Source organism: Cellulomonas pakistanensis (assembly GCF_016862755.1).
GTDB lineage: Bacteria > Actinomycetota > Actinomycetes > Actinomycetales > Cellulomonadaceae > Cellulomonas > Cellulomonas pakistanensis.
Genome location: NZ_BONO01000007.1, coordinates 37650 through 61660, shown reverse-complemented (window position 1 = coordinate 61660; position 24011 = coordinate 37650). Strand labels below are relative to the sequence as shown.

The window sequence follows — 24011 nt, the reverse complement described above, 5'->3', positions numbered from 1 at the left end:
CCCGCCCCGGCCCCTGTGGTTGGCTCGTCGTATGGCATCGATGCCACATCCGCCGACCAGCGCGAACGCGCCGGTCCCCGCGCGGCCTCAGGTGGGGCGCGTCCTCGTCCTCGACGGGCCCGGCTGGCTCGTCCGCGAGGCGCTCGGCGACACCTGGCAGTGGTACGTCGACGCCCCGGTCGTCGCCCGGAACAACGCGGCGGACGCCGCCCGCACGGCCGCCGCGACGCCGGGGTGGTGGCCGGCGACGGTGCCCGGCTCGGTGGTCACCGACCTCGCCCGCGCCGGCGAGCTGCCCGACCCGTACCGCGACCGGAACAGCCGCGCCGCCGAGTGGACCGGCGCCCGGCACTGGGTCCACCGCCGCACGGTGGACCTGCCGGCGAGGGCGCCGGGGGATCGGGTCGTCGTGGAGCTCGACGGCGTCGACCCGTCCGGGACGGTGCTCTGGGACGGCGCCCCGCTCGGCCGGGTCGAGGGGCTCTACCACCCGTTCCGGGCCGAGGTGCCCGCCGCCGCCGCGGCGCCGGGCGAGCACCGGCTGGCCGTCGTCGTCGACCCCGTCCCGCCGAACGAGCCGCAGGTCGGCCGGACCGAGCGCGTCCGGGTGCACCGCCCGCGGGTGACCGAGGGCTGGGACTTCTGCCCGCGCCTGCCGCACCAGGGCCTGTGGCGGTCGGCGCGGGTCGTCGTCGACCGCGTGCAGCTCGCGGGCGTCACGGTGCGCGCGGACCTCGTGGGAGGACGGCCCGACTGCCCGGCAGACGGGGTCGTGCGGGTGCGCGGGACCGTGGAGGTGGGCGACGGCGGCGACGCAGCGGTGGACGTCGAGGTGGTCGACGCGGCCCGCACCGTGGTCGCCGCCGGCCGCGTCGACCTCCCGGGCGAGGCCGGTCCGGGGGCGCCCGGCACCCGCCCGCTCGACGCCGCCGTCCGCGTCCCGGCCCCGGACCTGTGGTGGCCCCGGCGCCTGGGCGCCCCGACCACGTACGCCGTCCGGGTCCGTGTCCCGCACGGGCGGACGCTGTGGCGCGGCACCGTCGGCTTCCGCACCGCCCGCCTCGTCGGCAACGCGGGCGCGCCCGCCGGCGCGCGGGGCTACACCGCCGAGGTCAACGGCGTGCGGGTGCCGCTCGTCGGCTGGAACTGGGCGCCCGCCGACGCGCAGCACGGAACGGTCACCCGCGAGCGCCTCGAGCACCTGGTCGGCCTGGCGGCGGCGTCCGGGGCGGTCCTGCTCCGCGTCTGGGGCGGGGGGCTCGTCGAGACGGAGGACTTCTACGACGCCTGCGACCGCGCCGGGCTGCTCGTCTGGCAGGAGCTGTCCCAGTCGTCGTCCGGCGTGCAGAGCGCGCCGTCCGAGGACCCCGCCTTCGTCGACCTGCTCCGCCGCGAGGCCGCCGCCGTCGTGCCGGCGCGCACCCACCACCCGAGCCTCCTGCTGTGGGGCGGCGGCAACGAGCTCGACCGCGACGGCGTCCCCCTCGACGAGGAACGTTCGCCCGCGCTCGCGGCCCTCCGGGACGAGGTCGCCCGGCTCGACCCCGGCCGCGCCTGGCTGCCGACGTCGCCGACCGGGCCCGCGTTCCACCACCGGGCCGACGTGATCGCCGCCGCGCCGGACGACCAGCACGACGTGCACGGGCCGTGGGAGCACCAGGGCCTGACCGGGCAGCACGCGCTCGCGGACGCCGGGACCTGCCTGGCGCACAGCGAGTTCGGCGTCGAGGGGATGGCGAACCGCCGGCTGCTCGACCACCTGGTGCCGGCGGACCGGGTCTGGCCGCTCGACCGGTCCAACCCGGTGCACCGGCACCTCGGCGAGTGGTGGGACAACGCCCCGCTCGTGCAGGAGTGCTTCGGCGGCCGGCTCACCGACGTCGACGGCTACCGCCGCGCGAGCCAGCACCTGCAGGCGACCGGCCTGGCGTACGCCGTCGAGGCCGACCGGCGGCGGTGGCCGCGCTGCTCGCTGGTGCTGCCGTGGCAGCTGGCGGAGTCGTACCCGAACACCTGGTGCACCGCGGTCGTCGACCACCTCGGCGACGCCAAGCCCGCGTTCCACGCGGTGACCCGCGCCTTCGCCCCCGACCGCGCGACGCTGCGGACCGCGACCTCCGCCTGGGGCGGCCGGGCGCACGCCGCGGCGGAGGTCTGGCTCTGGTCCGACGCGGGCGTCGCCGCCGGCTCCGAGGTCGTCGCCCGGCTGCGGACCGCGGACGGCGACGTGCTGGCCGAGCAGCGCTGGGCGGTGCCGGACCCGGTGCGCGGGCCGCGCCCGGTCGGGGAGCTGCGGTGCCCGGCGTCCGCGCTGCCCCGCGCGTCCGTGCTGCTGTGGGAGGTCCGGTGGGCCGCGGCAGGCGGTGCGGTGCTCGACCACGAGGTCGCCGTCGCCACGTCGGCCGCCGACCTGGCGCCGCTGCTCGACCTCGCGCCCGCGGTGGTCGACGTCACCGCGCGGCCGGACGGGCCGGACGCGGCGCTCGTGACCGTCGCCCACCGCGGCGGGCCCGCGGTCGTCGGCCTGGCGCTGCTGGACGCGCGGCCGGCCGGTGCGCCCGGCCGGGCGGTCCTCGACGGGGACCCGCGCCCGCTGCTGCCCGGGGGCTCCCGCACCCTCCGCGCCCGGTGGCGCCCGGGCCCCACCCCGGACCGCCGCCTTGCCCTCGAGGCCTGGAACCTGCCGGCAGTCGAGCTCGCCCCGCCCGTCCCTGCACCCCGCGCCCCCCAGGAGGCCCGCCCGTGACCGTCACCTTCCCGCCCGGCTTCCTCTGGGGCGCCGCCACCTCCGCCTACCAGGTGGAGGGCAGCCTCGACGCCGACGGCCGCGGCCGGTCGGTCTGGGACGAGTTCGCCGCGCGCCCCGGTGCGGTCGAGGGCGGCGGCGACGGCTCGCGCGCCTGCGACTCGTACCGGCGGTGGCCCGAGGACGTCGATCTGGTCTCCGAGCTCGGCCTGCGGGCGTACCGGTTCTCCGTCGCGTGGTCCCGGGTCGTCCCGGAGGGCCGCGGCCGGGTCGAGACCCGCGGCCTCGACCACTACGAGCGGTTCGTGGACGCCCTGCTCGAGCGCGGCGTCGAGCCGGTGCTGACGCTCAACCACTGGGACATGCCGCAGGCGCTCATGGCGGACGGCGGCTGGGCCGGACGGTCGTCCGTCGACGCGTTCGCCGAGTACGCCGACGCGGTCGCCGAGCGGCTCGGCGACCGGGTCACGTGGTGGGTCACCCAGAACGAGCCCTGGATCGTCGCGCTGCTCGGCTACCAGCTCGGCCTGCACGCGCCGGGCGTCGCCGACCTGGGTGCCTCCGTGGCCGCGTCGCACCACGTGCTGCTCGGCCACGGCGCCGCCGCGGACGCGATCAAGGCCCACGCGCCCGCCGCCCGCACCGGCTGCGCGCTCAGCCTGTTCCCCTGCGACCCCGCGACGGGCTCCGCCGAGGACGCCGCGGCGGCGTGGGGCTCGGACGGCTACGTGAACCGCTGGTACCTCGACCCGCTCGCCGGTCGGGGCTACCCCGACGACACCCGTGCGCACTACGAGCGCGCGCTCGGCCGGTCCCTCGACGACGTGGTCCGGCCGGGGGACGAGGACCGGATCGGCGGTCGGCAGGACTGGATCGGCGTGAACTACTACACCCGCCGGGTCATGGCGGCCGCGCCCGCCGGGCCCGGCCGGCCCTTCCCGTGGCGGGTCGTCGGTCCGTCGGGGGACGTGCGCCGCACCGACGAGGGCTGGGAGATCGTGCCGGACGCCCTCCGCGACCTGCTCCTCCGCCTGCACCGGGAGCACCCCGGGACGCCTCTGATGATCACCGAGAACGGCGGCGTGTTCGGCGACGCGCCCACCCACGACGGCCGGGTGCACGACGTGCGGCGCACCGACCTGCTGCTCGGCCACCTCCGCGCCGTGCACGAGGCGATGGCGGGCGGCGCGCCCGTCGTCGGGTACCTGCACTGGTCCCTGCTGGACAACTTCGAGTGGTCGCTCGGCTACCGGCCGCGGTTCGGGCTGGTGCACGTCGACTACCCGACCGGCCGGCGCACGGTGAAGGACTCCGGGCGGGTGTACGCGGAGATCGCCCGCACCGGGACCCTGCCCGACGCCCCGCCCGCGGTCGCCCCGTTCGGCTGACCGGCCCCGACGCCACCCGACGACCCCCCGAGGACCCATGCGCATCACCGCCGCTCCCGGCACCCGGACGATCCACGCCGACGCCTACCTGCTCGAGGTCCGCGCCGACCCGCCGCGCGCCGTGCTCGCCGACCCCGACGGCCGCATCTGGTCGCACCTCAGCCTGCTGGCGTCCGCGGACGTCGTCGGCGTGGCGGACGAGTCCTTCGACGTCGGCGCCCCCACGGTGCACGACGCGGGTGGCGCGACGGTGGGCACCGGCCCGGTGGACACGCCGGTCGCCGAGATCCGGCTCGACTGCGCCAGCACGGCGTGGGGTCGGCGGCGCACGACGCTGCGCTGCCTGCCCGACCGGCTGGAGCTCACGGTCGAGGTCGAGGGCACGGGCGTGCTGACGGACGTCCGCGTGCTCGGCGGGCGCGCGGTGCTGCCGAACGGGGCGGGCGGGACGTTCCGGTCCTCGGTCGAGCACCGCTCGGTGTTCGTGCCGACGCCGACCGAGCCGGTCGACCTCGTGCGGCCCGCGGCGTCCGCTGCGGTGCTGGGCGTCGTCGGCGACGCCTCGCCCGGCCGGCTGCACGCCGTGTTCTCGCCGCCGCCGCTGTGCCTGGTGCTGGGCCGGGAGCCGGCGGCGTCCGCGCTGGACGTCCCGGCTGCCGCGCCGGGCGCCCCGGGCTGGCTCGCCCTCGGCCTGGTCGCCCCGGTCGCCGACCTGCGGCTCACCGAGCTGCGGTACCAGCCCGTCGACGGCGGGTTCCTGCTGGAGCTCGACCACGACGCGCACACCGCCGTCGACGGCGTCTGGCGCAGCCCCGCCCTCGTGCTCCGCCCGGCGGCCGACCCGTGGGCGGCGCTCGCGGACCACCGCACCGACCTGGTGGCGGCCGGCGCGCCCGAGGGCCCGGTCGCGCCGGTGGCCGGCTGGTGGGCGGAGCCGCTGTTCTGCGGCTGGGGCGCGCAGTGCGCCCGTGCCCCGCTGCCCGGCGAGCCAGCCGAGCACCCGTACTTCCTGCAGGACCTCGGCCCGGCCGTGGTGCCGCGCGGGCTGCCGATCGCACCGGACCTCGCCCGGGAGGACGTGTACGACGAGCTGCTCGCGCACCTCGCGGCGCACGACGTCGTCCCCGGCACGGTCGTGGTCGACGACAAGTGGCAGCGGGCGTACGGCACCGCCGAGGTGGACCAGGACCGCTGGCCCGACCTGCGCGCGTGGGTGGCCGCCCGGCACGCGGCGGGGCAACGGGTCCTGCTGTGGTGGAAGGCCTGGGACCCGGAGGGGCTGCCCGCCGAGGAGTGCCTGGTCGACGCCGGCGGCCGTCCCGTCGCCGTCGACCCGGCGAGCCCGGCCTACCGGGAGCGCGTCCGGGGGACGGTCGCGCACCTGCTCGGCCCGGACGGCGTCGACGCCGACGGGTTCAAGGTCGACTTCACGCAGCGGGCGCCGGTGGGCCACTCCGTCCGGCCGCACCCCGCGGGCGGCGCGGCCGCGGACGTGCCGTGGGGCGTCGCCGCGCTGCACGCGCTGCTCCGGGACCTGTACCGCGCCGCCAAGGCGGCGAAGCCGGACGCGCTGGTGGTCACGCACACCCCGCACCCGGCGTTCGGGGACGTGTGCGACATGGTCCGGCTCAACGACGTGCTGGAGCGGGACACCGCGGGCCGGGTCGTGCCGCTCGCCGACCAGATGCGCGTGCGCCGCGCGGTCGCCCGCGCCGCCCTGCCGGGGCACCTCGTGGACACGGACCAGTGGCCCATGCTCGACCGCGCGCAGTGGCGCGAGTACGTCGCCGCGCAGGGGGAGGGCGGGGTGCCGGCGCTGTACTACGCCGAGCGGGTCGACCGGTCGCAGGAGCTGCTGGCCGCCGAGGACCTGGCGCTCGTCGCGCGCTCGTGGTCGGAGTACCGGGCCGGGCTGCGCGCAGGGTCGGTCGCCGGGGCGACGCGGTGACCGCCGAGGCGGACGTCGTCGTGGTCGGCGCCACGTCCGCCGGCGTGTGCGCCGCGGTCGCGGCGGCCGAGGCCGGCGCGACGGTGCTGCTGCTGGAGCCCGGCGTCCACGTCGGCGGCATGACCTCCGGCGGCCTCGGGTACACCGACGTCGGCGACGTCCGGGTGCTGGGTGGCATGGCGGCCCGGTTCCGGGCGGAGGTCGCCGCGCACTACGGCGTCCCGGTGGGCGCCTACGCCGGGCCCGAGCCGCACGTCGCGGAGGCGATCCTGCGCCGGTGGCTCGACCATCCCCGCGTCCGGGTGGAGCTGGGCGCCGCGGTGCGGTCGGCGGACGTCGCGGGTGGGACGATCCGGGCCGTGCGCACCGCCGACGGACGGACCTGGGCCGGTGCCGCGTTCGTCGACGCCACCTACGAGGGCGACCTGCTGGCGCTCGCCGGCGTGCCCGCGCGGGTCGGCCGCGAGGACCGGTCGCTGCACGGCGAGGCGTTCGCCGGGCGTCGGGAGCCGGTGCCCGGCCGGCACGCGTTCCCCGCCTGGGTGTCGCCCTTCGTGGACGACCCGTCGGGCGAGTCCCCGGGCGCGGTGCTGCCGCAGGTCCGGGACGTCCCCCTGGCGCCGGTCGGGTCCGGCGACGGCGGCGTCATGTCCTACGGCTTCCGGCTGTGCCTGACGACCGCGGCGGACCGGGTGCCGGTCGAGCGGCGCCCCGGCTACGACGAGGCGCACTGGGAGCTCGGCCGCCGGCTGTTCCGCCACTGGGCGCGCGGGGGCCACGTCCCGCGGGCCGGGTCGCTGCTGGGGCTGGAGCCGAACCTGCCCGGCGGCAAGGCGGACGGCAACTCGCTCGGCCCGTTCTCGCTCAGCGTGCTCGACGGCGCCGCGTGGGAGTACCCGACCGCGGGCCGGGAGCGGCGGGAGGAGATCGTGCGGCACCACAAGCACCACGCGCAGGACCTGCTGTGGTTCCTCACGCACGACCCCGCGGTGCCGGAGCCGGTGCGCCGCGAGCTCGCCCGCTGGGGGCTCCCGGCCGACGAGTTCGCCGACACCGGCCACCTACCGCACCAGCTGTACGTCCGCGAGGCGCGGCGGATGGTCGGCGAGGTGGTGCTGACCGAGCACGACCTGCGCGGGCCGGCCCGCTGGCACGACGCGGTGGCGATGGGTTCCTACCACCTGGACGTGCGGGAGGTGCAGCGCACCTGGCGCTGGGTGCACGAGCACCCGCGGCCGGTCGGCATGGTCGTCACCGAGGGGTACTACTCGGTGCCGGTGCCGCCGTACCCGATCCCGTACCGGGCGCTGGTGCCGCGCTGGGCGGACTGCACGAACCTGGTCGTGCCCGTCTGCGTGTCGGCGTCGCACGTCGCGTTCTCGTCGATCCGGATGGAGCCCCAGTACCAGATGCTCGGGCACGTCGCGGGGCTCGCCGCGGCGCGGGCGGCGGCGGCCGGTCGGGCGGTGCAGGCCGTCGACGTCGCGGCGCTGCAGGACGAGCTCCGGGCGGCGGGTCAGGTCCTCGCGGTCCCGTAGCGCCGGCCGGGCGCGCGCGGCCCCCCCGGCAGGACGAACCCGGCATAGCCCCCGAAACCGCCTCTGAGCAGCGCTTCTCTTCGGTCTCATCGCTTGCCGCTCGCCATCTGGAATCGATACCATAAGCGCCATGCCCCCCATCGCCGCCGTCGCCGAGGTCGTCGAGGTCGCGCCCGGGGTGTTCCGCGTCGCCGACACCTGCCACGTGTACGTCGTCCGCGCCGCCGAGCCCGCTCCCGACGGCGCCCGCACCGCCGTCGCGATCGACTTCGGCTCCGGCGCCGCGCTCGACCACCTCGAGGACATGGGCGTCGACCGGATCACCGACGTCCTCATGACCCACCACCACCGTGACCAGGGCCAGGGGCTGCCGCGCGCGGTCGCGGCCGGGATCCGGGTGCACGTCCCGCCGGTCGAGCGGGACCTGTTCGACCGCGTCGACGAGATGTGGCGCACGCGCCGGGTGGTCAACGACTACAACCTGCGGGAGGACCGGTTCTCGCTGCTGGAGCCGGTGCCGGTCGCGGACGTCGTCCCGGAGTACCGCACCCGGGTCTACGGGGGCGTCCCCGTCCGGGTCGTCCCGACGCCGGGGCACACGACGGGGTCGGTGACGTACGTCGTCGAGCGGGACGGCCGGCGCCTGGGCTTCACCGGCGACCTCGTCTACGCACCCGGCAAGGTCTGGTCGCTCGCGGCGACGCAGTGGTCGTACACCGAGAACGAGGGGCCGGCGATGACGGTCCTGTCCTGCTACCTGCTGATGGACGAGCGCCTCGACCTGCTGCTGCCGTCGCACGGCCGGCCGATGGACGACCCGCAGCACGCGCTCGGCCTGCTGGCGACCCGGATGCGCGGCTACGTCGACTCGCGGCGGCCCCAGCCGTGGGACCTCCGGCTGCGCCTCGCCGAGCCGTTCCAGCGGATCACCGACCACTTCCTGCTCAACCTGTCGAGCAACGCGTGCTCCTACGTGCTGGTGTCCCGGGACGGCGCCGCGCTGCTCATGGACTACGGCTACGACATGACCACCGGGCTGCCGTCCGGCGGGGACCGGGCCTCGCGCCGGCCGTGGCTCGCCTCCCTGCCCGCGCTGCGCCGCGACCACGGGGTCACGACGGTCGAGGCCGTGCTCCCCACGCACTACCACGACGACCACGTGGCGGGGATGAACCTGCTGCGCGAGGTCGAGGGCACCGAGGTCTGGGCGCCCGCGAACGTCGCGCCGGTCCTCACGGACCCGCTGCGGCACGACCTGCCGTGCCAGTGGTACGACCCGATCCCCGTCGACCGCGTCCTGCCGCTCGGGGAGTCGTTCCGCTGGCACGAGTACGAGATCACCGTGCACGAGCTGCCGGGTCACACGCTGTACGCCGCCGCCTTCGAGGTCGAGGTCGACGGCGTGCGGGTGCTCGTCACCGGCGACCAGCAGGACGGCATGGGCATCCCGGGCAACCGGCGCGAGATCCTCAACTACCAGTACCGGAACCTGTTCCGGATCACCGACTACCGGGACAGCGCCGCGCTCTACCGGCGGGTCGCCCCGGGGGTCATGGTGTCCGGGCACTGGGAGCCGCGCTGGGTCGACGACGCGTACCTCGGGATGCTCGAGCAGGAGGGGGAGGAGCTGGTGCAGATGCACCACGACCTGCTCCCGCTCGACGAGCTCGACCTCGGCTCCGACACCCGGATGGCGCGGATCGCCCCGTACGTCTCCGCGGTGCCCGCCGGCCAGCCCGCCCGGTTCACCGTCACGGTCCGCAACCCCACCCGCGAGGACCGCAAGGCGACCCTGCGGGCGGTGCTGCCGCTAGGCTGGCGCGCGCACCCCGACGAGGCCGTCGTCGCGCTCCCGCCCTCCGGGCACGCGGAGGTCGACCTGGAGGTGGTGCCCACGGGTCCCGGGGCGGTCCGCCGGCGGCTCGCCGTCGACGTCAGCATCGGCGACCTGCGCCTCGGGCAGCACGCCGAGGCGCTCGTGGACGTGGTGGCGGACTGAGGGCCCTGCGGGGTCGGGGAACTCGAGGAGCACTGCATGGAGGCTGCCGTGCCGGGCGCGCGCGGCGCGGTCACCGCCGCAGGGCGACGCGCGACGATCAAGGACGTGGCCGAGGCCGCGGACGTCTCCCGCTCCACCGCCTCGCGCGCCCTGACCGGCCGCGGCTACGTCGCCCCCGCCGTGCGCGAGCGGGTCCGACGCGCCGCGCAGACGCTCGGCTACGTGCCGGACGCGATGGCCCGGAACCTGCGTCAGCAGGTCAGCCGCTCGATCGGCGTGCTCGTCTCCGACCTGCGCAACTCGTTCTACGCCGACCTGGCGAGCGGGGTCAGCTCGCAGTCCCGCAGGCGCGGCTACGCCATGATGCTCGCGGACGACGCCGGCTCGGTCGAGGCCGAGCTCGAGGCCGCCGAGACCTTCGTCGCGCTGCGCGTCGCGGGCGTCATCCTCACCCCGCTGTCCGCCGAGGTCACCGAGTACCTGGGTCGGCACCGGATCCCCGTCATCGAGGTCGACCGGCAGTTCGCCGAGGGCGTCTGCGACGCGGTGGTCGTCGACAACAAGGCCGCCGCGGAGCGCGTCACCGCCAGCCTGCTGCAGCAGGGCCACCGCCGCGTCGCGCTGCTGATCGACGAGATGGACTGGACGACCGGCCGGGACCGCCTGGTCGGCTACCGGTCGGCCTTCCTGGCGGCCGGGCTGCCGCTCGACGACGCGCTCGTGGTGCGCGGCGGCTGGGACGTCGGCGCGGCGACGGCGGTGGCGCGCGAGCTCCTCGGGGGGCCGGAGCGGCCCACCGCCGTGTTCGCGGCCAACAACGTGCTCGCGGAGGGCGTCTGGCGCGCCGCGCAGGCGCTCGGCCTGCGCGTGCCCGAGGACGTCAGCCTGGTGTCCTTCGACGACGCGCCGTGGATGACCATGGTCAGCCCCGGTGTCACCGCCGTCGCGCAGGACGCCGTGGCGCTGGGCGAGGCGGCGGTCGCGCAGATGTTCGACCGGATCCAGAGCCCCGAGTCCCCGAAGCGCACGGTCATGCTCTCCGCCGCGGTCGCCGAGCGGGGCTCGACGGCGCCGCCCGCCGGGGCCTGACCCCGGGACCCTCCGCCGGGGCCCGACTCCGGGCCCGTCGCCCGGGACCGGGCGCCGGGCCGGCGGTGGGGGTGCCCGGAGCGCTCGGTGCGCCGGTCTGCGAGCGGTCAGCGCGCCGCTGACCTGGACTCGATCCCACCCGGCCCCGTCGCGATCCCGAGCGACGCTTGACGCTCGCTCGCGCCCGCTCCTATGCTCGATCTGGAATCGATCCCAGGGCGCGTGGCACCGCCGCCTCCGTCGCCCCGGGATCCCCGTGCGCCGCCGCACCCGGCCGCGCACCCGCCGGGGTCGGGAGGACGCATGACGACGGACGGCTCGCTCGCGCCCGCGGACGGCGGCACGGCCGCCGGGACGCCCGTCCTCGGGCTCGACATCGGCGGGACGAAGCTCGCCGTCGCCGTCGTCACGGCCGACGGCGCGGTGCACGGGCTGCGCGTCCGGCCCACCCGGCGCGAGGAGGGCCCGGACGCGGTCGTCCGCCGGCTGTTCGCCATGGGTCACGAGGCGGTCGCCGAGGCCGGGCTCGGGCCCGTCGGCGCCGTCGGCATCGCGTGCGGCGGGCCGCTCGACGCCTCGTCCGGCGTGCTGCAGTCGCCGCCGCACCTGCCCGGGTGGGACGACGTGCCCGTCGGGCCGCTGGCCGCCGCGGAGTTCGGCGTCCCGTTCGCGCTGGAGAACGACGCCACCGCGGCGGCCGTCGCCGAGCACCGGTACGGCGCCGGGCGCGGCCTGGGCAGCCTGGTCTACCTGACGATCTCCACCGGGGTGGGCGGCGGCGTCGTGCTGGACGGCAGGCTGCACCGCGGCGCCGCGGGCAACGGCGGCGAGCTCGGCCACATCACGGTCCGCCGCGGCGGCCGCGCGTGCTCCTGCGGCCGCGCCGGGTGCGTCGAGGCGTACGCGTCGGGGTCGTCGATCGCCGCGCGCGCCGCCGAGGCGCTCGCCGACGGTTCGCCCGAGGCCGCCCGGTCCCCGCTCGCGGCGCTGCCCGCGGTGACCGCCGCGGACGTCAGCGCCGCCGCCGCGGCGGGCGACCCGCTCGCCGCCCGGGTGTGGGACGAGACGGTCGACCTGCTCGGCGGTGCCGTCGCCGACCTGGTCAACGTGCTGGAGCCCGAGCTGGTCGTGCTCGGCGGCGGCGTGACCCGGTCGGGCGCGATGCTGCTCGACCCCGTGCGCGCCCTCGTCGCCCGCGAGGCCATGCCGCCCGCGGCCCGCGCCGCGACCGTCCGGCTCGCCGCGCTGGGGGACGTGGTGTGCGTCGTCGGCGCCGGCGCGATCGCGCTCGACGTGCTGCCCGCCGCCCCCGCGCCCGCCCGCACCCCCGCCCGCCCGCCGCACGACCCCGCCCCGACGGAGGCCGCTCGTGTCTGATCCCACCGCACCCCTGCTCGCCCCCGCGCCGCCGGCGTCGGACCTCGCGGCGCCGCCCACCGACTGGCTGCACGCCCACCTCCACGCCCACGCCGACGTCGCCGGCGCGATGGTCGGCCTGGCCGACCGGATCCGCTCAGCGGGGGAGCTGGTGCGCGACACCTTCGCGCGCGGCGGCACGCTGTACACGCTCGGCAACGGCGGCAGCGCCGCGGACGCGCAGCACCTGACCGGCGAGCTCGTCGGACACTACAAGCGCGACCGCCGCCCGCTGCCCGCCGTCACGCTCAGCACGGACCCCACGTCGATGACGTGCATCGCGAACGACTACGCCTACGACGACGTGTTCGCGCGCCAGGTGCAGGCGCTCGCCCGGCCGGGCGACCTCGTCGTCGCGTTCACCACCAGCGGCAGGTCGCCGAACGTGGTGCGCGCGCTCGAAGCCGCCCGCGTCAACCGCGCCACGACGCTGCTGCTCGCGGGCGGCGACGGCGGGCCCGCGCGCGAGCACGCCGACCACCTGGTGCTGGTGCCGTCCGAGGCGACGCCGCGCATCCAGGAGATGCACACGCTGGTGCTGCACGTGATCAGCGAGATGGTGGATGCGTGGGCGGCCGACGAGCCGCCCGCGCCCTGACCGCGGCCCGCGAGCCGGGCCCGGGACCGACGACGGTGGAGGACGGAACGGTGGACGAGGGCGTCCTGCTGCGACCGACGGGTTCGCAGTGGCCGGACGGCGACGGGCCCGTGGTGGGCTCCGTGCCGCACGTCATCGAGGTGGTGCGGCCCGACGGAGGCGTGACGGCCGCGACGCCGGCGCCCGCGGGACCGCGCGCGGTCACGGGCGACGCGGGGCCGTTCCGCACCGTGGCGACCTGGGCGCCGCCGACGACCACCGGGCGCGTCGACGTGCGCCTGGACGTCGAGCACCGCGGGGACGTCCCGACGGACGCCTGCATCCGGGTGCGGGCGTTCCTGCCGGCCGCACCGGAGGCGCCGTGGTGGCTCGTGCCGGGCGCCTTCTACGGCGAGAACCGGCCCGCCGCGTGCGATCGCCTGTTCCCGCGGTTCGAGCCCGGAGCCGACGACCCCGCCCGCATGGTGAGCGACCGCTGGGAGTTCCGCGCGGACCGTGCGGCGACGCCGGCCGTGCTGGCGTGGGCCGGGCCGGGCGGCGTCGCGCTCGTCGCGCCCGAGACCACGCCGGTCGGCATGACCGGCCTGGGGCTGGCCCACCACGCCGCCACGGGCGTCGGCAGCGTGCACCTGACCTTCCCGTTCCGCGAGGGGCCGGTGTCGTACGCCGGGTCCGCCACCCCGGTCCCGGCCGAGACGAGCACCTACCGCTGGGCGCCTGGCGAGCGGGTCACGCTGCGGTTCGCCGTGTACGCGATGGGCCCCGACCGGCACGCGTACGCGCCGATCCTGCGCGAGGAGCACGAGCGGGTCCGCAGCGGTTCGCCGCTGCGCCCGTGGGTCGACGTCGAGGAGGCGGCGAACCTCGCCGCCGAGGGGCTGCACCGCTGGCACTACGCCGAGCCCGGCGTGCTGCTCGAGACCGTGGGGTTCGACCGCGAGGTCTCGGGGCGGGACGGCCTGTCCGTCGACCGCCAGGCGATGCACGTCGGCTGGGTCAGCGGCATCCCGTGGGCCTACGCGCTGCTCGCGCACGCGCGCCGCCGCGGCAAGACCGCCGCGGGGGCCGACGCCGCGCGCGTGGTCGACCTGATCTGCGACAACCTGTCGCCGTCGGGGACGTTCTGGGGCGTCTGGTACGCCGAGCACGGCTGGCAGCAGAGCTGGTCGCCGACCGCCGGCCTGCTGCACTCGCGCACCCTCGCCGAGGCGTCGCTGTTCCTGGCTCGCGCGCTCGAGCTCGGCGAGGACGTCCGCGCGGCGCACCCCGGGTGGGAGGCCGCGCTGCGGTCGAACCTCGACGCGGTGGTGAGGCGCCAGCGGCCGGACGGGAACCTCGGCTCCGCGCACCACGCGGAGACCGGCGAGGTGCTGTCCTGGGACGGCGCCGCCGGCCTCACCTGGGTCGCGGCGCTCGCCGAGTCGGAGCGCTGGGACGGGCCGGACGGCGCCGACGGCGCGTACCTCGCGGCTGCAGTGCGGGCAGGGGAGCACTACGCGCAGTTCGTCGACCGCGAGTTCATCCACGGTGCCCCGGAGGACGTCGACCTGGCGCCCACCTCCGAGGACGGGTACGTCGCCGTCATGTCCTACGTCGCGCTGCACCGCCGCACGGGCGAACCCCGGTGGCTCGACCTGGCGCGGCGCGCCGCCGACTGGATGCTGACCTTCCGGTACGCGTACAACACGGCCTTCCCGGCGGGCACCCTGCTGGACACCTACGCGTTCGCGACCCGCGGCGCCGACAACGCCTCGCCGTCGAACCAGCACCTGCACGCCTACGGGCTGGTGTGCACCCAGGAGCTCGCGGAGCTGTCGGCCGCGACCGGCGACCCGTACTACGCCGAACGCGCCGCGGAGACGCTCGCCTGCTTCCGGCAGCTGGTCGCGCGGTTCGACGGCGACTTCAACGCGTACCGGGGGATGGCCTCGGAGCGGTACTACCAGACCGCGTGCTTCCAGCCGAAGGGCATGCTGCTGACGCTGAGCCACGCCTGGACGGTGGGGGCCCTGCTGCTGGGCTGCGAGCAGGCGCTGGCGCGCCCCGCGGCGCTGCTCGCCGACCCGGTCTGACGCGTTCCGCGCGGGGACGCCGGAGGGCCGGACCGCGTCGCGCGGTCCGGCCCTCCGGCGCGGGGGCGGTCAGCCCTTGCGGCCCTGGGTGGCCACGCCCTCGATGAAGTACCGCTGCCCGAACGCGAACAGCGCGAGCATCGGCAGCGTCACGAGCAGCGACGCGACCATCACGTACTGGTAGTCGCCCTGCCCGCCGGCGGTCGGCGAGTACCGGGTCATCGCGTACGCGATGCCGAGCGGCGCCGTGAAATCCTCCGGGCTTCCGGCGTTCAGGTAGATCAGCGCGGCCTGCAGGTTGTTCCAGGAGGCCTGGAACTCGAAGAGCAGCACGATGATGAACGACGGCAGGGACAGCGGGAACGCGATCCGCCAGTACGTCTTCCACTGGCTCGCGCCGTCGATCCGGGCGGCCTCGAACAGCTCCCGCGGCAGACCCAGGTAGAACTGCCGCTGCAGGAAGATGTAGAACGCGGACCCGAACAGGTTCGCGCCGAACAGCGGGACCCAGGTGCCGAGGAACCCGAGCTCCTTCCAGATGAGGTAGATCGGGATCATCGTGACGGCGCCCGGCAGCATCATGGTGGCGAGGACCAGGCCGAACAGCGGGCCGCGCAGCGGGAACCGGAAGTGCGCGAACCCCCAGGCGACGAGCGACGACGACACCGCGACGGTGACCGCCGCGAGCACCGCGATGCCGACGCTGTTGATCATCCAGTTCCCGAGCGGCAGCTCGTCGAACACGCGGACGTAGTTGTCCCAGTGGAACTCGCTCGGCCACAGGGAGTTGTCGAACACCTGGCCCCGGCCCTTGAGGCTCGCGGCGAGCAGCCAGGCGAACGGGTACAGGAAGACGAACGACATCACGACGAGGAGAGCGATCACGACCGCGCGGCGGACGCGCCGGCCGGTGCGTCCGCCGGGGCGCCGCTCGTCCAGAGGTGGCCGGTTCGGGTCGATCGGGCGGTCGCCCTGGCCGGCCGCGTCCTCGGGAAGGCCCGGGACCTGGCGGACGGGCGTGCCGGCGGTGCCGGTGCTGGCCATCAGTCCTTGCCTCCCTCGTAGTAGACGAACCGGTTGCCGAACTTCATCTGGATGGCCGTGATGATCATGATGATCACGAAGAGGAGCCAGGCCATCGCGGCGGCGAACCCGAAGTTGAACTGCCGGAACGCCTGCTGGAAGAGGTAGATCGCGTAGAAGAGCGACGCCTCCGGTGAGGCGTTCGACTGGTCGCGCCAGAACAGCAGGTACGCCTGGTCGAAGACCTGGAACGCGGCGATCGACAGCACGATCACGTTGAAGAAGATCGCGCTCGAGATCATCGGCAGCGTGATGTTCCGGAACCGCTGCCAGACGCCCGCGCCGTCGAGCTCGGCGACCTCGTAGAGCTCGCGGGGCACGTTCTTGAGCGCCGCCAGGAAGATCACCATCGTCCCGGAGACGCCCCACAGCGTCATCAGGACGATCGACGGCTTGATCCACGCCGGGTCGACCAGCCACTGCGGCCCCTCGATCCCGAAGATCCGCAGGAACTGGTTGATCGCGCCGGTGTTGCCGTTCAGCAGCAGGAAGAACACCGCCGCCGTGGCGACCGCGGGTGTCATCTTGGGCAGGTAGTACACGGTGCGGAAGAACCCCGCGCCGCGCCCGGCCTGGTTGAGCAGCGACGCGAGGCCGAGCGCCACCAGGATCTCGAGCGGCACCGCGAGCACCGCGTAGAACAGCGTGTTCCCCAGCGAGGTCGCGACGCGCGGGTCGGAGAACAGCTGGGCGTAGTTGTCGAGCCCCGCGGGGCGCGCCGTGTTCGTCGCCAGGTTGTACCGGCTGAACGAGATCACGAGGCTGTAGATCATCGCGCCGGCCGTGAAGATCAGGAACCCGACGATCCAGGGCGAGATGAACAGGTAGCCCGCCAGCGCCTCGCGCCGGTTGTAGGGCACCTTGGTACGGCGCTTGCGTGCGGCGCGGGTCGAGCGTGCGACGGCCGGAGCGGCGTCGGCTCTCAGCTGCGTCATCGAGGCCTCCAGACGACCGTGGACGCCGGTGGTGGCCTGCCCCAGCCGTGCCGTCGGCGATGTGGCAACGATGCCACATGCTCGCGACTATAGGTCCCGGGTCGGGCCGCCGCAAGGCTCCGGCGGGTGCCCGCGCCTGGCTGCACGGGCGGTTACGAGCGGAGCGTGGCACGAACCGTCCCCGCCCGCCTCTGGTGCGGCAGGGGCTCCCGGGTCCGGCCGGGCGGTCGGGCGACCCGCCAGGTCAGAGCCGGTCGGCCAGCTCCGCCAGCGTCTCCGAGGTCCCGGCGTCCAGGGTCAGCGTCGCCAGCGGGTCCCCGCGGGTCGCCCCCCGGTTGAGGATGACGACCGCCTTGCCCGCCTCGGCGGCGTGCCGCACGAACCGCAGCCCCGACTGCACGGTCAGCGACGACCCCGCGACCAGCAGCGCGTCCGCCTCGTCCACCAGCGCGTACGCCTCGGCGACCCGCGGCGCGGGCACCGTCTCGCCGAAGTAGACGATGTCCGGCTTGAGCATCCCGCCGCACGGGCCGTCGCCGCCGTCGGGGTCCGGCAGCCAGCAGTCGACGACCCGGAAGTGCGAGGTCTGCTCGATCACCGCGTCGGCGTCGGGGGCGATCTCGACGTCGCCCACCGCGCCGACCGACTCCGCGAAGCCGGGGTTGGCGGCCTCCAGCCGCTCGGCGAGCGCGGCGCGGGTGACGGTCCGGTGGCACCGCAGGCAGATGACCCGGTCGTACCGGCCGTGCAGGTCGATGACCCGGCGCGACCCGGCCTGCTCGTGCAGCAGGTCGACGTTCTGCGTGATGAGCCCGAGCACGACGCCGTGCGCCTCCATCGACGCGAGCGCCCGGTGCCCGGCGTTCGGGTGCGTGCGGTGCACGTACCGCCAGCCCACGTGGTTCCGCGCCCAGTAGTGCCGCCGGAACCCCTCGTCGTCGACGAACTGCTGGTAGGTCATCGGGTTGCGCGGCGGGGAGTCGGGCGACCGGTAGTCGGGGATCCCGGAGTCGGTCGACAGGCCCGCCCCGGTGAGCACCGTGAGGCGGCTCCCGCGGAGCAGCCGGACCGCGTCGTCGACGCTCCCCGGGTTCGGTCGGACGGCGTCGTGAGCGGGCACGGGGAGGCGCGGGGGTGTCACGTCCACCACGGTACGACTCCCGATGCGGGAGTTCCGCCCGGGATCCGGTACTGTTCTGGCCCGAGGTAGCGTGTCCGAGCGGCCTAAGGAGCACGCCTCGAAAGCGTGTGTGGGTGAAAGTCCACCGTGGGTTCAAATCCCACCGCTACCGCTCTGAGAAGCCCCCGCCGGGTCACCCGGCGGGGGCTTCTCACGTCCCGGCCTGCTCCGGCATCGCGCACGCCCACCAGTCTCCGTCGAGGCGGACCGGCTGGGTGCAGATCTCGCCCCACATGTCCCGGCCCTCCGGGGTCGTGCCGGGCGTGAACCAGAAGCCCCCGGCGTCGTCGGGGATGCCGGCCCACTGGGGCACGAACACGCTGCCGTCGCCCCGCGCCGCCACGAGCCCGTGGGCCGACACGGAGGCCAGGCGCGGCGGGAGCTCGTCGTCGTAGCCCGACCACGAGACGCCTCGGTCCCGCACGAGCTCGGCGATCGCGTCGAGCTGCGGGCGCATCGACGCGAACAGGACCTGCGTGCCGACGTCGGGCGTCATGGGCGCGGTGAGCGCGGCCAGCACGCCCAGTGCCACGAGGGGCGTCCGCACCCACCAGCGGCGCACGAGCCTCGCGGCCAGCCAGACCACGAGCACGAGCCCGGCGACGGCGCCCACGAGCCGGACGGGGACGGACGTCCCGCGCGGCCACACGAGCCACCCCAGCGCCTGCGGCAGGACCCCGAGCTCGGCGAGCGCCAGGGCCAGCCGACCGGACGCGGCCGCGAGCCACGCCGGAACCGCGGCCACGACCAGGGCCGCGGTCGGCACGCGGGGGCGGCGGTCGGTCACCCCGCGGACGCTAGCGCGAGGCGCCGGCCTCGCGGGCGCGTTCTCCCGCCGTTCCACCGATCGCGCACTGGCGCACCGGCCCGGCGGCCCCGAGAGTGGTCGCATGACCGTCGTGAACCCGCCTCGCGACCTGCGGGAGTACATCGAGTTCCTCCGCGACAGCGGCTACACCGTCCGCGACGGCCACACGCCGGACCCGGACCTGATCGACCCGCAGGGCAACCCCGTCTTCACGTGGCAGGAGGGGTACCCGTACCCCGACCTCATGGACCGGGACGCGTACGAGCTGGAGAAGTACCGGCTGCAGGTCGAGCTGCTGAAGTTCCAGTACTGGCTCGAGGACAACGACAAGCGGGCGATCGTGCTGTTCGAGGGCCGCGACGCGGCCGGCAAGGGCGGCACGATCAAGCGGTTCACCGAGCACCTGAACCCGCGGACGTCCCGGGTGGTGGCGCTGTCGAAGCCGAGCGACCGCGAGCGCGGCCAGTGGTACTTCCAGCGCTACGTGCAGCACCTGCCGACGGCCGGCGAGATCGTCATGTTCGACCGGTCCTGGTACAACCGCGCCGGCGTCGAGCGCGTGATGGGCTTCTGCACCGAGGACGAGTACCAGACGTTCATGGCGCAGGCCCCGGCGTTCGAGAAGATGCTGGTGGACTCCGGCATCCACGTCACGAAGTTCTGGTTCTCGGTGTCCCGCAAGGAGCAGCGCACCCGGTTCGCGATCCGGCAGCTCGACCCCGTGCGCCGCTGGAAGCTGTCGCCGATGGACCTCGCCTCGCTGGACCGCTGGGAGGAGTACACCCAGGCCAAGGAGGAGATGTTCCGCCGCACCGACAAGCGGCACGCGCGCTGGACGATCATCCGGTCCAACGACAAGAAGCGGGCGCGCGTCAACGCGATGCGGTTCTTCCTCAACCAGTTCGACTACGACGGCAAGGACCTCGACGTCGTCGGCCGGCCCGACCCGCTGCTGGTGATCCGCAGCAAGAACGAGTCGGCGGACGAGTAGGACGCCCTTGTCGCGGCGACGGGCCGCCGGGATGCTGGCTCGATGGCCGGCGAGCGCATGTACCCGATCCTGCCCTGCCCCGACGTGGACGCCGCCGTCGCGTTCTACGAGGCCCTCGGGTTCCGCCCGACGTACCGGCAGAAGCGGCCGAACCCGCACGCGGTCGTGCAGCTCGAGGACATGGGCGTCCACCTCGCCGGGATCGACGGCTTCGACCCGGAGGGGTCCTACGCGAGCGTGATCGTCGTGGTGCCCGACGCCGAGGCGCTGTACCGGCAGTTCGCCGACGGGCTGCGCGCGCACCTCGGCCGGCTCCCCGCGTCGGGGATCCCGCGGCTGCTGCGGCCCCGGCGCAAGCAGGGCACGACGACGGGGTTCACGGTCGTGGACGTCGGCGGGAACTGGCTGCGGTTCTTCCGCGAGGCCGACGTGGCCGCCGAGGAACCCGCGGCGACGGGGCTCGCCCGGGCCGTCGAGGTCGCGGCGCGGCAGGGCGACGCGCGCGGCGACGACGCGCAGGCGCTGGTCGCCCTCGACGCCGGTCTGACCCGGCACCCCGACGCGCCGGCCGACGAGCGGGTGCGGGCGCTGGCCTACCGCGCCGAGCTGCTCGTCCGGCTGGGGCGGTTCGAGGAGGCCGGGGCGGCGCTGGCCGAGGCGGAGGCGCTGCCGCTCGACGCGGAGCAGGCCGGGGCGGTGGCGCCGGACCTCGCCCACGCGCGGGAGGTGCTGGCGTCCGCCGAGGCAGGGGGGTGACCGCGCGTCAGAACCGGAACGGGATCGGGATGCCGCCGCAGCAGCACACCCCGCGCACGTCCGACTGCGCCAGCATCCCAGCGGCCTGGTAGCAGGCGACGAACCGGGCGGCCGTCGGTCGCAGGCCTCTCAGGACGCCGCGGCGGACGACGGTGCGCCGGATCTCCTCGGAGCAGGACGTCCCGCCGTGCGCGACGCGGTGCGCGCAGGAGTACCCCTTCCAGGGTGAGAGCCGGCGCTGGTAGACGCGGATCAGGCGGTCGGCGGCAGAGGCGGCGAGGCTCATCGCGCCACGGTAGGCGGGGCGGGGCGGCCCCGCGCGGCGGGGACCGGCCCGGGGTGCCACGTCCCGCGCGGCGATCGGGTGACGCGCCCGCGTCCGCCCGCGCCCGACCGGCCGCGAGCCCTACGGTCCCCGCGTGACCCCTCGTCGTTCCTCCCTCGTCGTCTCCCTCCTGGCGCTCGCGGCCGGCGCGGCCCTGGGGGTGCTCGCGGTCGTGGGCCTCCGGGCCTGGTCGGCCGGGCCGGGCCCGGGCACCGCCGAGCTGGCCGCCGAGGCCGTGGTGGTCCCGCCGGTCGCCGCGGTCACGCTCGGGCGGGAGGACCTCGAGCCCCGGCGGGGGCTGCTCGGCGACCCGGACGAGCGGGGGCTCGTCCGGGTGGCGTACGAGGTCGACCTGCCGCCGGACCAGGCGATCGCCGCCTGGGTGTCCGCCTACGGCCCGCAGTACGGCCTGCGCACGTCGCCGGTCCCGCTCGACGGGAAGCTGCTGGCCACGGGGTTCGCGGGGGAGCGGTTCGTCGTCGTGCTCGCGGGTCCCGACGTCTCGGTCCCGCCGGGCGGCGCCGGTCCCCGTGAGCGCGGGTTCGCCGCTCCGGCGGGCGGGACGGTCGTCACCGTGGAGGTCGGGACCCTGGACGCCGCCCCCTGACGCGCGGGCGGCGCGCACGCCCGTGCACGCCGGCGCGCGACCCTGGTGGCCCGACGAGCCCCCGGCGTAGCGTCGGCCGTGCCGGAGCACCAGCCGATCGCTCGAGAGGTGGACCTGCCGTGAGCATGATGACGGACATGATGAAGTCGATGCCGGCCGGCACGACGGGGATGGACATGGTGTCGATGCAGCCCTGCATCGAGGCCTGCTCGGCCGCGGCGATGGCCGCGACCATGTGCGCGGACGCCGACGCCGGGGAGAGCATGGCCCGATGTGCGTCCCTGTGCGCGAGCACCGCGGACGTCGCGACCACCACGATGCGGATGATGCTGCGGCCCGCGGGCTACGACGCGTCCGCGATGTCGTCGATGATGGCCGCCTGCGTGGCCGTGGGCGAGGCGTGCGCGGCGGAGTGCGAGCAGCACGCGTCGATGTCCGAGCACTGCCGGATCTGCGCCCAGGCCTGCCGCGCCATGGTCGACGCCTGCCGCTCGGCGATGTCGTCGACGGCCTGACCGGTCGGAGCGACCGGACTCAGACCGGCGGGCGCGCGTCGTACCAGACGCCGCCGACGGCCAGCAGCCCGGCGACCGGGTGCACCGCGACCGGCTCGCCGGGCTGCGGCACCGCGCGTGTGGTGAGCACCGCGACCTCGCCGTCGAGCAGGGCGACCGTCACCTGGGCGTCGCCCTGCTCGCGGACGAGGCCGTCGCGCCAGGCGCTCGGGGAGGCGGAGGCGACGACCTCCTGGACGGGGAGGACGTCGACGCGGGCGTGCTGCGGCATGGGGGCTCCTGGGGTCCGGCTGCGGTGCGGGGTGCTCGCGCGGCGGCCCGGGTCGACCGGGGCCGCGCGGAGGGCGGCTGCGCGGGGTGACGCGACGGGTCCCGCGGGCGCGCGCTCAGGCGCGGGCGGAGGACCAGTGGCAGGTCAGCGACACGGGCGACAGCTGCACCGCACCGACGGCACGGCGACGGACCCCGCGGGGAGCGGGGTCGCGTGGGCGTGCCGGACGGCGGACATGCCGACGAGTGTGAGCAGGCCGCCGGGCGGTGTCAAGAGACCGGCACCGCCCCCGCGACGGCCGCGCAGGTCAGCGCGCGGCCGGCCGCGACGTCCGCGTCCGGCCCGTGGACGCCCGGTCCTGGGCGCGCGCGACCGGGTGGGGTGTGATGGGTGCCCACGCACCCGCGGACCGCGCGGCCGCGGCGCCGCACGCACACCGGAGGACCCGATGGCGACGATCGTCTCCACCCTGTTCATCTCGCTCGACGGCGTGGCCGAGATCGACCCGGCCTGGCACCTCCCGTCGCCACCCGCGGGACGGCCGACCTGGGCTGGCGGAACGCCGAGCGGGTCGAGGGCGACCTGATCGGGGCCGTGACCGCGCTCAAGGCCGAGCCGGGCGTCGGCAAGGTCGTCGTGCCGGGGTCGCTGTCCGTCGTGCGGCAGCTGCTCGCCGCCGGCCTGCTCGACGAGCTGCGGCTGCTCGTGCACCCGGTCGCGGCCCGGGGCGGCGAGCGGCTGTTCGACGAGGGCGCGCCGATCTACCCCCTGCGGCTGCTGCGGTCGGACATCTTCCCGACCGGAGTGGTGCGGCTGGTGTACGCGCCGGCCGAGCTGCCGAACGCGCACGGGTACGACGACGTGAAGGCGGACGTGCCCGGGGCGGACCGGGCCTGACGCCGGCCGGCCGCGGCGGCGGCGTGGCGTCAGCCCGCGAGCGCGCCCGTCGCCGCCTCGACCGCGGTCCGCGCGTCCCGGACGGCGGTGGTGGCCCCGATGACCGAGTCGATGTCCTCGGCGTCCACCTGCGTCGCGCGCGCGGCGGCGGCCGCGTCGAGCGCCGACCGCAGCGCCGACCGCGCGTCCGCGTCCCCGGTGCCCGCCGCCAGCGCCTGCTCGCCGGTGGCCACCGCGCCGTCCAGCCCGGCGGTCGCGGCGGCGAGGGCGTCCGCCTCCTGCTGCAGGTCGAAGTGGTAGCTGTCGGTGAACAGCGCGACGGACGCGTCATGGAGGGTCGCCAGGCGGTCCTGGGCCGCCTCGCGGGTCCGGTCGACCGCCGCCGCCTGCTCGGCGGGCGACCCCTCGGTCGGCGCCGACGTGTCGAGCGCCTCGGCGTCCTCGATGGCGGTCGCCATCGTCGTGCCGACGGCCGGGTCGAGCAGCCGTCCCTCCGTCGACGCGAGCGCCTCGCGCGAGGAGTCGGTCATCTGCTGGAGCTCGGTGGCGACCGGGGCGAGGGCGGCGAGCGCCTCCTCGAGATCCTCGCGGCCCTGGGCCTGCGCGCGCTGGTGCGCCCCGAACCAGACGCCGGCGACGGCGAGCAGAGCGACCACGCCGACGGCCAGGGCGGCCAGCCGGGCGCGCTGCCGGCGGTCCGGCGCGGCGGGCTCGGTCGCGGGCGGCGTGCTCGTGGCCATGCGGGGTCCCCTGTCGGTCCGTGCGGACGGTCCCCGCAGCGTACCGAGCGCGTCGAGGCGGCCCCCGCACCCGGCCGCTCCCTGGGACGGGGTCGGCCGACCGGCGGCA

The 24011-nt window shown here is 76.2% G+C and carries 21 protein-coding genes and 1 tRNA gene; 15 read left to right on the top strand and 7 right to left on the bottom strand.

Annotated features, from left to right (window positions below; translation table 11 throughout):
- Nucleotides 1-40: 40 nt before the first annotated feature.
- The 9 genes from Cpa01nite_RS06325 (at nucleotide 41) to Cpa01nite_RS06285 (ending at nucleotide 14794) form a co-directional block, all read left to right on the top strand.
- Entirely contained in the window at nucleotides 41-2746 is a 2706-nt protein-coding gene (locus Cpa01nite_RS06325; protein ID WP_203667901.1) for a glycosyl hydrolase 2 galactose-binding domain-containing protein, read from the top strand.
- On the top strand, nucleotides 2743-4134 hold the full coding sequence (locus Cpa01nite_RS06320; RefSeq protein ID WP_203667900.1) for a GH1 family beta-glucosidase: 1392 nt from the start codon (nucleotides 2743-2745) through the stop codon (nucleotides 4132-4134). The genes Cpa01nite_RS06325 and Cpa01nite_RS06320 overlap by 4 nt, the downstream gene beginning before the upstream one ends.
- A 37-nt stretch (nucleotides 4135-4171) precedes the next feature.
- The gene (locus tag Cpa01nite_RS06315) at nucleotides 4172-6082 is read left to right on the top strand and encodes a hypothetical protein (RefSeq protein ID WP_203667899.1); all 1911 of its coding nucleotides are present in this window, start codon (nucleotides 4172-4174) and stop codon (nucleotides 6080-6082) included.
- A complete protein-coding gene (locus Cpa01nite_RS06310) occupies nucleotides 6079-7620 on the top strand; it encodes an FAD-dependent oxidoreductase (protein ID WP_203667898.1) in 1542 nt (513 codons plus the stop codon). The genes Cpa01nite_RS06315 and Cpa01nite_RS06310 overlap by 4 nt, the downstream gene beginning before the upstream one ends.
- Nucleotides 7621-7750: 130 nt before the next feature.
- Nucleotides 7751-9619 (top strand): MBL fold metallo-hydrolase, encoded by a 1869-nt coding sequence (locus tag Cpa01nite_RS06305; protein WP_203667897.1) that lies wholly within the window; start codon nucleotides 7751-7753, stop codon nucleotides 9617-9619.
- 36 nt (nucleotides 9620-9655) lie between these two features.
- On the top strand, nucleotides 9656-10708 hold the full coding sequence (locus tag Cpa01nite_RS06300) for a LacI family DNA-binding transcriptional regulator (protein ID WP_203667896.1): 1053 nt from the start codon (nucleotides 9656-9658) through the stop codon (nucleotides 10706-10708).
- A 303-nt stretch (nucleotides 10709-11011) separates the two neighbouring features.
- The gene (locus tag Cpa01nite_RS06295) at nucleotides 11012-12085 is read left to right on the top strand and encodes an ROK family protein (RefSeq protein WP_203667895.1); all 1074 of its coding nucleotides are present in this window, start codon (nucleotides 11012-11014) and stop codon (nucleotides 12083-12085) included.
- Nucleotides 12078-12722, top strand: a complete 645-nt coding sequence (locus Cpa01nite_RS06290; protein WP_239068576.1) for a D-sedoheptulose-7-phosphate isomerase — start codon at nucleotides 12078-12080, stop codon at nucleotides 12720-12722. The genes Cpa01nite_RS06295 and Cpa01nite_RS06290 overlap by 8 nt, the downstream gene beginning before the upstream one ends.
- A gap of 50 nt (nucleotides 12723-12772) precedes the next feature.
- Nucleotides 12773-14794 (top strand): YyaL domain-containing protein, encoded by a 2022-nt coding sequence (locus Cpa01nite_RS06285; protein ID WP_203667894.1) that lies wholly within the window; start codon nucleotides 12773-12775, stop codon nucleotides 14792-14794.
- A 69-nt stretch (nucleotides 14795-14863) separates the two neighbouring features.
- Here Cpa01nite_RS06285 and Cpa01nite_RS06280 read toward each other — a convergent pair whose 3' ends face one another.
- From Cpa01nite_RS06280 to Cpa01nite_RS06270, 3 genes are all read right to left on the bottom strand, one after another.
- Nucleotides 14864-15838: a carbohydrate ABC transporter permease gene (locus Cpa01nite_RS06280; RefSeq protein WP_203667893.1), complete on the bottom strand. Its 975-nt coding sequence runs from the start codon at nucleotides 15836-15838 to the stop codon at nucleotides 14864-14866.
- Entirely contained in the window at nucleotides 15838-16812 is a 975-nt protein-coding gene (locus Cpa01nite_RS06275; protein WP_203667892.1) for a carbohydrate ABC transporter permease, read from the bottom strand. The genes Cpa01nite_RS06280 and Cpa01nite_RS06275 overlap by 1 nt, the downstream gene beginning before the upstream one ends.
- 244 nt (nucleotides 16813-17056) lie before the next feature.
- A complete protein-coding gene (locus Cpa01nite_RS06270; protein WP_203667976.1) occupies nucleotides 17057-17932 on the bottom strand; it encodes a Sir2 family NAD-dependent protein deacetylase in 876 nt (291 codons plus the stop codon).
- Nucleotides 17933-18017: 85 nt separating this feature from the next.
- Here Cpa01nite_RS06270 and Cpa01nite_RS06265 point away from each other — a divergent pair.
- A tRNA-Ser gene (locus Cpa01nite_RS06265) sits at nucleotides 18018-18104 on the top strand.
- Between the two features lie 39 nt (nucleotides 18105-18143).
- Here the strand turns inward: Cpa01nite_RS06265 and Cpa01nite_RS06260 are convergent.
- A complete protein-coding gene (locus tag Cpa01nite_RS06260; protein WP_203667891.1) occupies nucleotides 18144-18779 on the bottom strand; it encodes a hypothetical protein in 636 nt (211 codons plus the stop codon).
- A gap of 103 nt (nucleotides 18780-18882) precedes the next feature.
- On the opposite strand from Cpa01nite_RS06260, the gene ppk2 reads away from it, so the two are divergent.
- Together ppk2 and Cpa01nite_RS06250 are read left to right on the top strand one after the other, a co-directional pair.
- Nucleotides 18883-19791, top strand: a complete 909-nt coding sequence (gene ppk2 / locus Cpa01nite_RS06255) for a polyphosphate kinase 2 (protein WP_203667890.1) — start codon at nucleotides 18883-18885, stop codon at nucleotides 19789-19791.
- 42 nt (nucleotides 19792-19833) lie between these two features.
- Nucleotides 19834-20547, top strand: coding sequence for a DUF8817 family protein (locus Cpa01nite_RS06250; protein WP_203667889.1), 714 nt, complete (start codon nucleotides 19834-19836; stop codon nucleotides 20545-20547).
- Nucleotides 20548-20554: 7 nt separating this feature from the next.
- Here the strand turns inward: Cpa01nite_RS06250 and yidD are convergent, their stop codons facing one another.
- A complete protein-coding gene (gene yidD / locus Cpa01nite_RS06245) occupies nucleotides 20555-20833 on the bottom strand; it encodes a membrane protein insertion efficiency factor YidD (protein WP_203667888.1) in 279 nt (92 codons plus the stop codon).
- Between the two features lie 133 nt (nucleotides 20834-20966).
- On the opposite strand from yidD, the gene Cpa01nite_RS06240 reads away from it, so the two are divergent.
- Complete coding sequence (locus Cpa01nite_RS06240) at nucleotides 20967-21479, top strand: hypothetical protein (RefSeq protein ID WP_203667887.1); 513 nt, start codon at nucleotides 20967-20969, stop codon at nucleotides 21477-21479.
- A gap of 125 nt (nucleotides 21480-21604) precedes the next feature.
- Complete coding sequence (locus Cpa01nite_RS06235; protein ID WP_203667975.1) at nucleotides 21605-21994, top strand: four-helix bundle copper-binding protein; 390 nt, start codon at nucleotides 21605-21607, stop codon at nucleotides 21992-21994.
- A 19-nt stretch (nucleotides 21995-22013) separates the two neighbouring features.
- Here Cpa01nite_RS06235 and Cpa01nite_RS06230 read toward each other — a convergent pair whose 3' ends face one another.
- Nucleotides 22014-22265, bottom strand: coding sequence for a nuclease (locus Cpa01nite_RS06230; protein WP_203667886.1), 252 nt, complete (start codon nucleotides 22263-22265; stop codon nucleotides 22014-22016).
- A gap of 594 nt (nucleotides 22266-22859) precedes the next feature.
- Here Cpa01nite_RS06230 and Cpa01nite_RS06225 point away from each other — a divergent pair.
- Nucleotides 22860-23162 carry a dihydrofolate reductase family protein gene (locus tag Cpa01nite_RS06225; protein WP_239068574.1) on the top strand — a complete coding sequence of 101 codons (303 nt, stop codon included), beginning with the start codon at nucleotides 22860-22862 and terminating at the stop codon, nucleotides 23160-23162.
- A gap of 29 nt (nucleotides 23163-23191) precedes the next feature.
- Here Cpa01nite_RS06225 and Cpa01nite_RS06220 read toward each other — a convergent pair whose 3' ends face one another.
- Nucleotides 23192-23902 (bottom strand): hypothetical protein, encoded by a 711-nt coding sequence (locus Cpa01nite_RS06220; RefSeq protein WP_203667885.1) that lies wholly within the window; start codon nucleotides 23900-23902, stop codon nucleotides 23192-23194.
- Between the last annotated feature and the right edge of the window lie 109 nt (nucleotides 23903-24011).

What these genes read in the sequence shown, in the direction of transcription:
- Cpa01nite_RS06250 (WP_203667889.1), top strand. Translation starts at nt 19,834, where the DNA reads ATGGCCGGCGAGCGCATGTACCCGATCCTGCCCTGCCCCGACGTGGAC.
- ppk2 (WP_203667890.1), top strand. Translation starts at nt 18,883, where the DNA reads ATGACCGTCGTGAACCCGCCTCGCGACCTGCGGGAGTACATCGAGTTC.
- Cpa01nite_RS06275 (WP_203667892.1), bottom strand. Translation starts at nt 16,812, where the DNA reads ATGACGCAGCTGAGAGCCGACGCCGCTCCGGCCGTCGCACGCTCGACC.
- Cpa01nite_RS06220 (WP_203667885.1), bottom strand. Translation starts at nt 23,902, where the DNA reads ATGGCCACGAGCACGCCGCCCGCGACCGAGCCCGCCGCGCCGGACCGC.
- yidD (WP_203667888.1), bottom strand. Translation starts at nt 20,833, where the DNA reads ATGAGCCTCGCCGCCTCTGCCGCCGACCGCCTGATCCGCGTCTACCAG.
- Cpa01nite_RS06295 (WP_203667895.1), top strand. Translation starts at nt 11,012, where the DNA reads ATGACGACGGACGGCTCGCTCGCGCCCGCGGACGGCGGCACGGCCGCC.
- Cpa01nite_RS06230 (WP_203667886.1), bottom strand. Translation starts at nt 22,265, where the DNA reads ATGCCGCAGCACGCCCGCGTCGACGTCCTCCCCGTCCAGGAGGTCGTC.
- Cpa01nite_RS06305 (WP_203667897.1), top strand. Translation starts at nt 7,751, where the DNA reads ATGCCCCCCATCGCCGCCGTCGCCGAGGTCGTCGAGGTCGCGCCCGGG.
- Cpa01nite_RS06235 (WP_203667975.1), top strand. Translation starts at nt 21,605, where the DNA reads ATGATGACGGACATGATGAAGTCGATGCCGGCCGGCACGACGGGGATG.
- Cpa01nite_RS06325 (WP_203667901.1), top strand. Translation starts at nt 41, where the DNA reads ATGCCACATCCGCCGACCAGCGCGAACGCGCCGGTCCCCGCGCGGCCT.
- Cpa01nite_RS06315 (WP_203667899.1), top strand. Translation starts at nt 4,172, where the DNA reads ATGCGCATCACCGCCGCTCCCGGCACCCGGACGATCCACGCCGACGCC.
- Cpa01nite_RS06300 (WP_203667896.1), top strand. Translation starts at nt 9,656, where the DNA reads ATGGAGGCTGCCGTGCCGGGCGCGCGCGGCGCGGTCACCGCCGCAGGG.
- Cpa01nite_RS06280 (WP_203667893.1), bottom strand. Translation starts at nt 15,838, where the DNA reads ATGGCCAGCACCGGCACCGCCGGCACGCCCGTCCGCCAGGTCCCGGGC.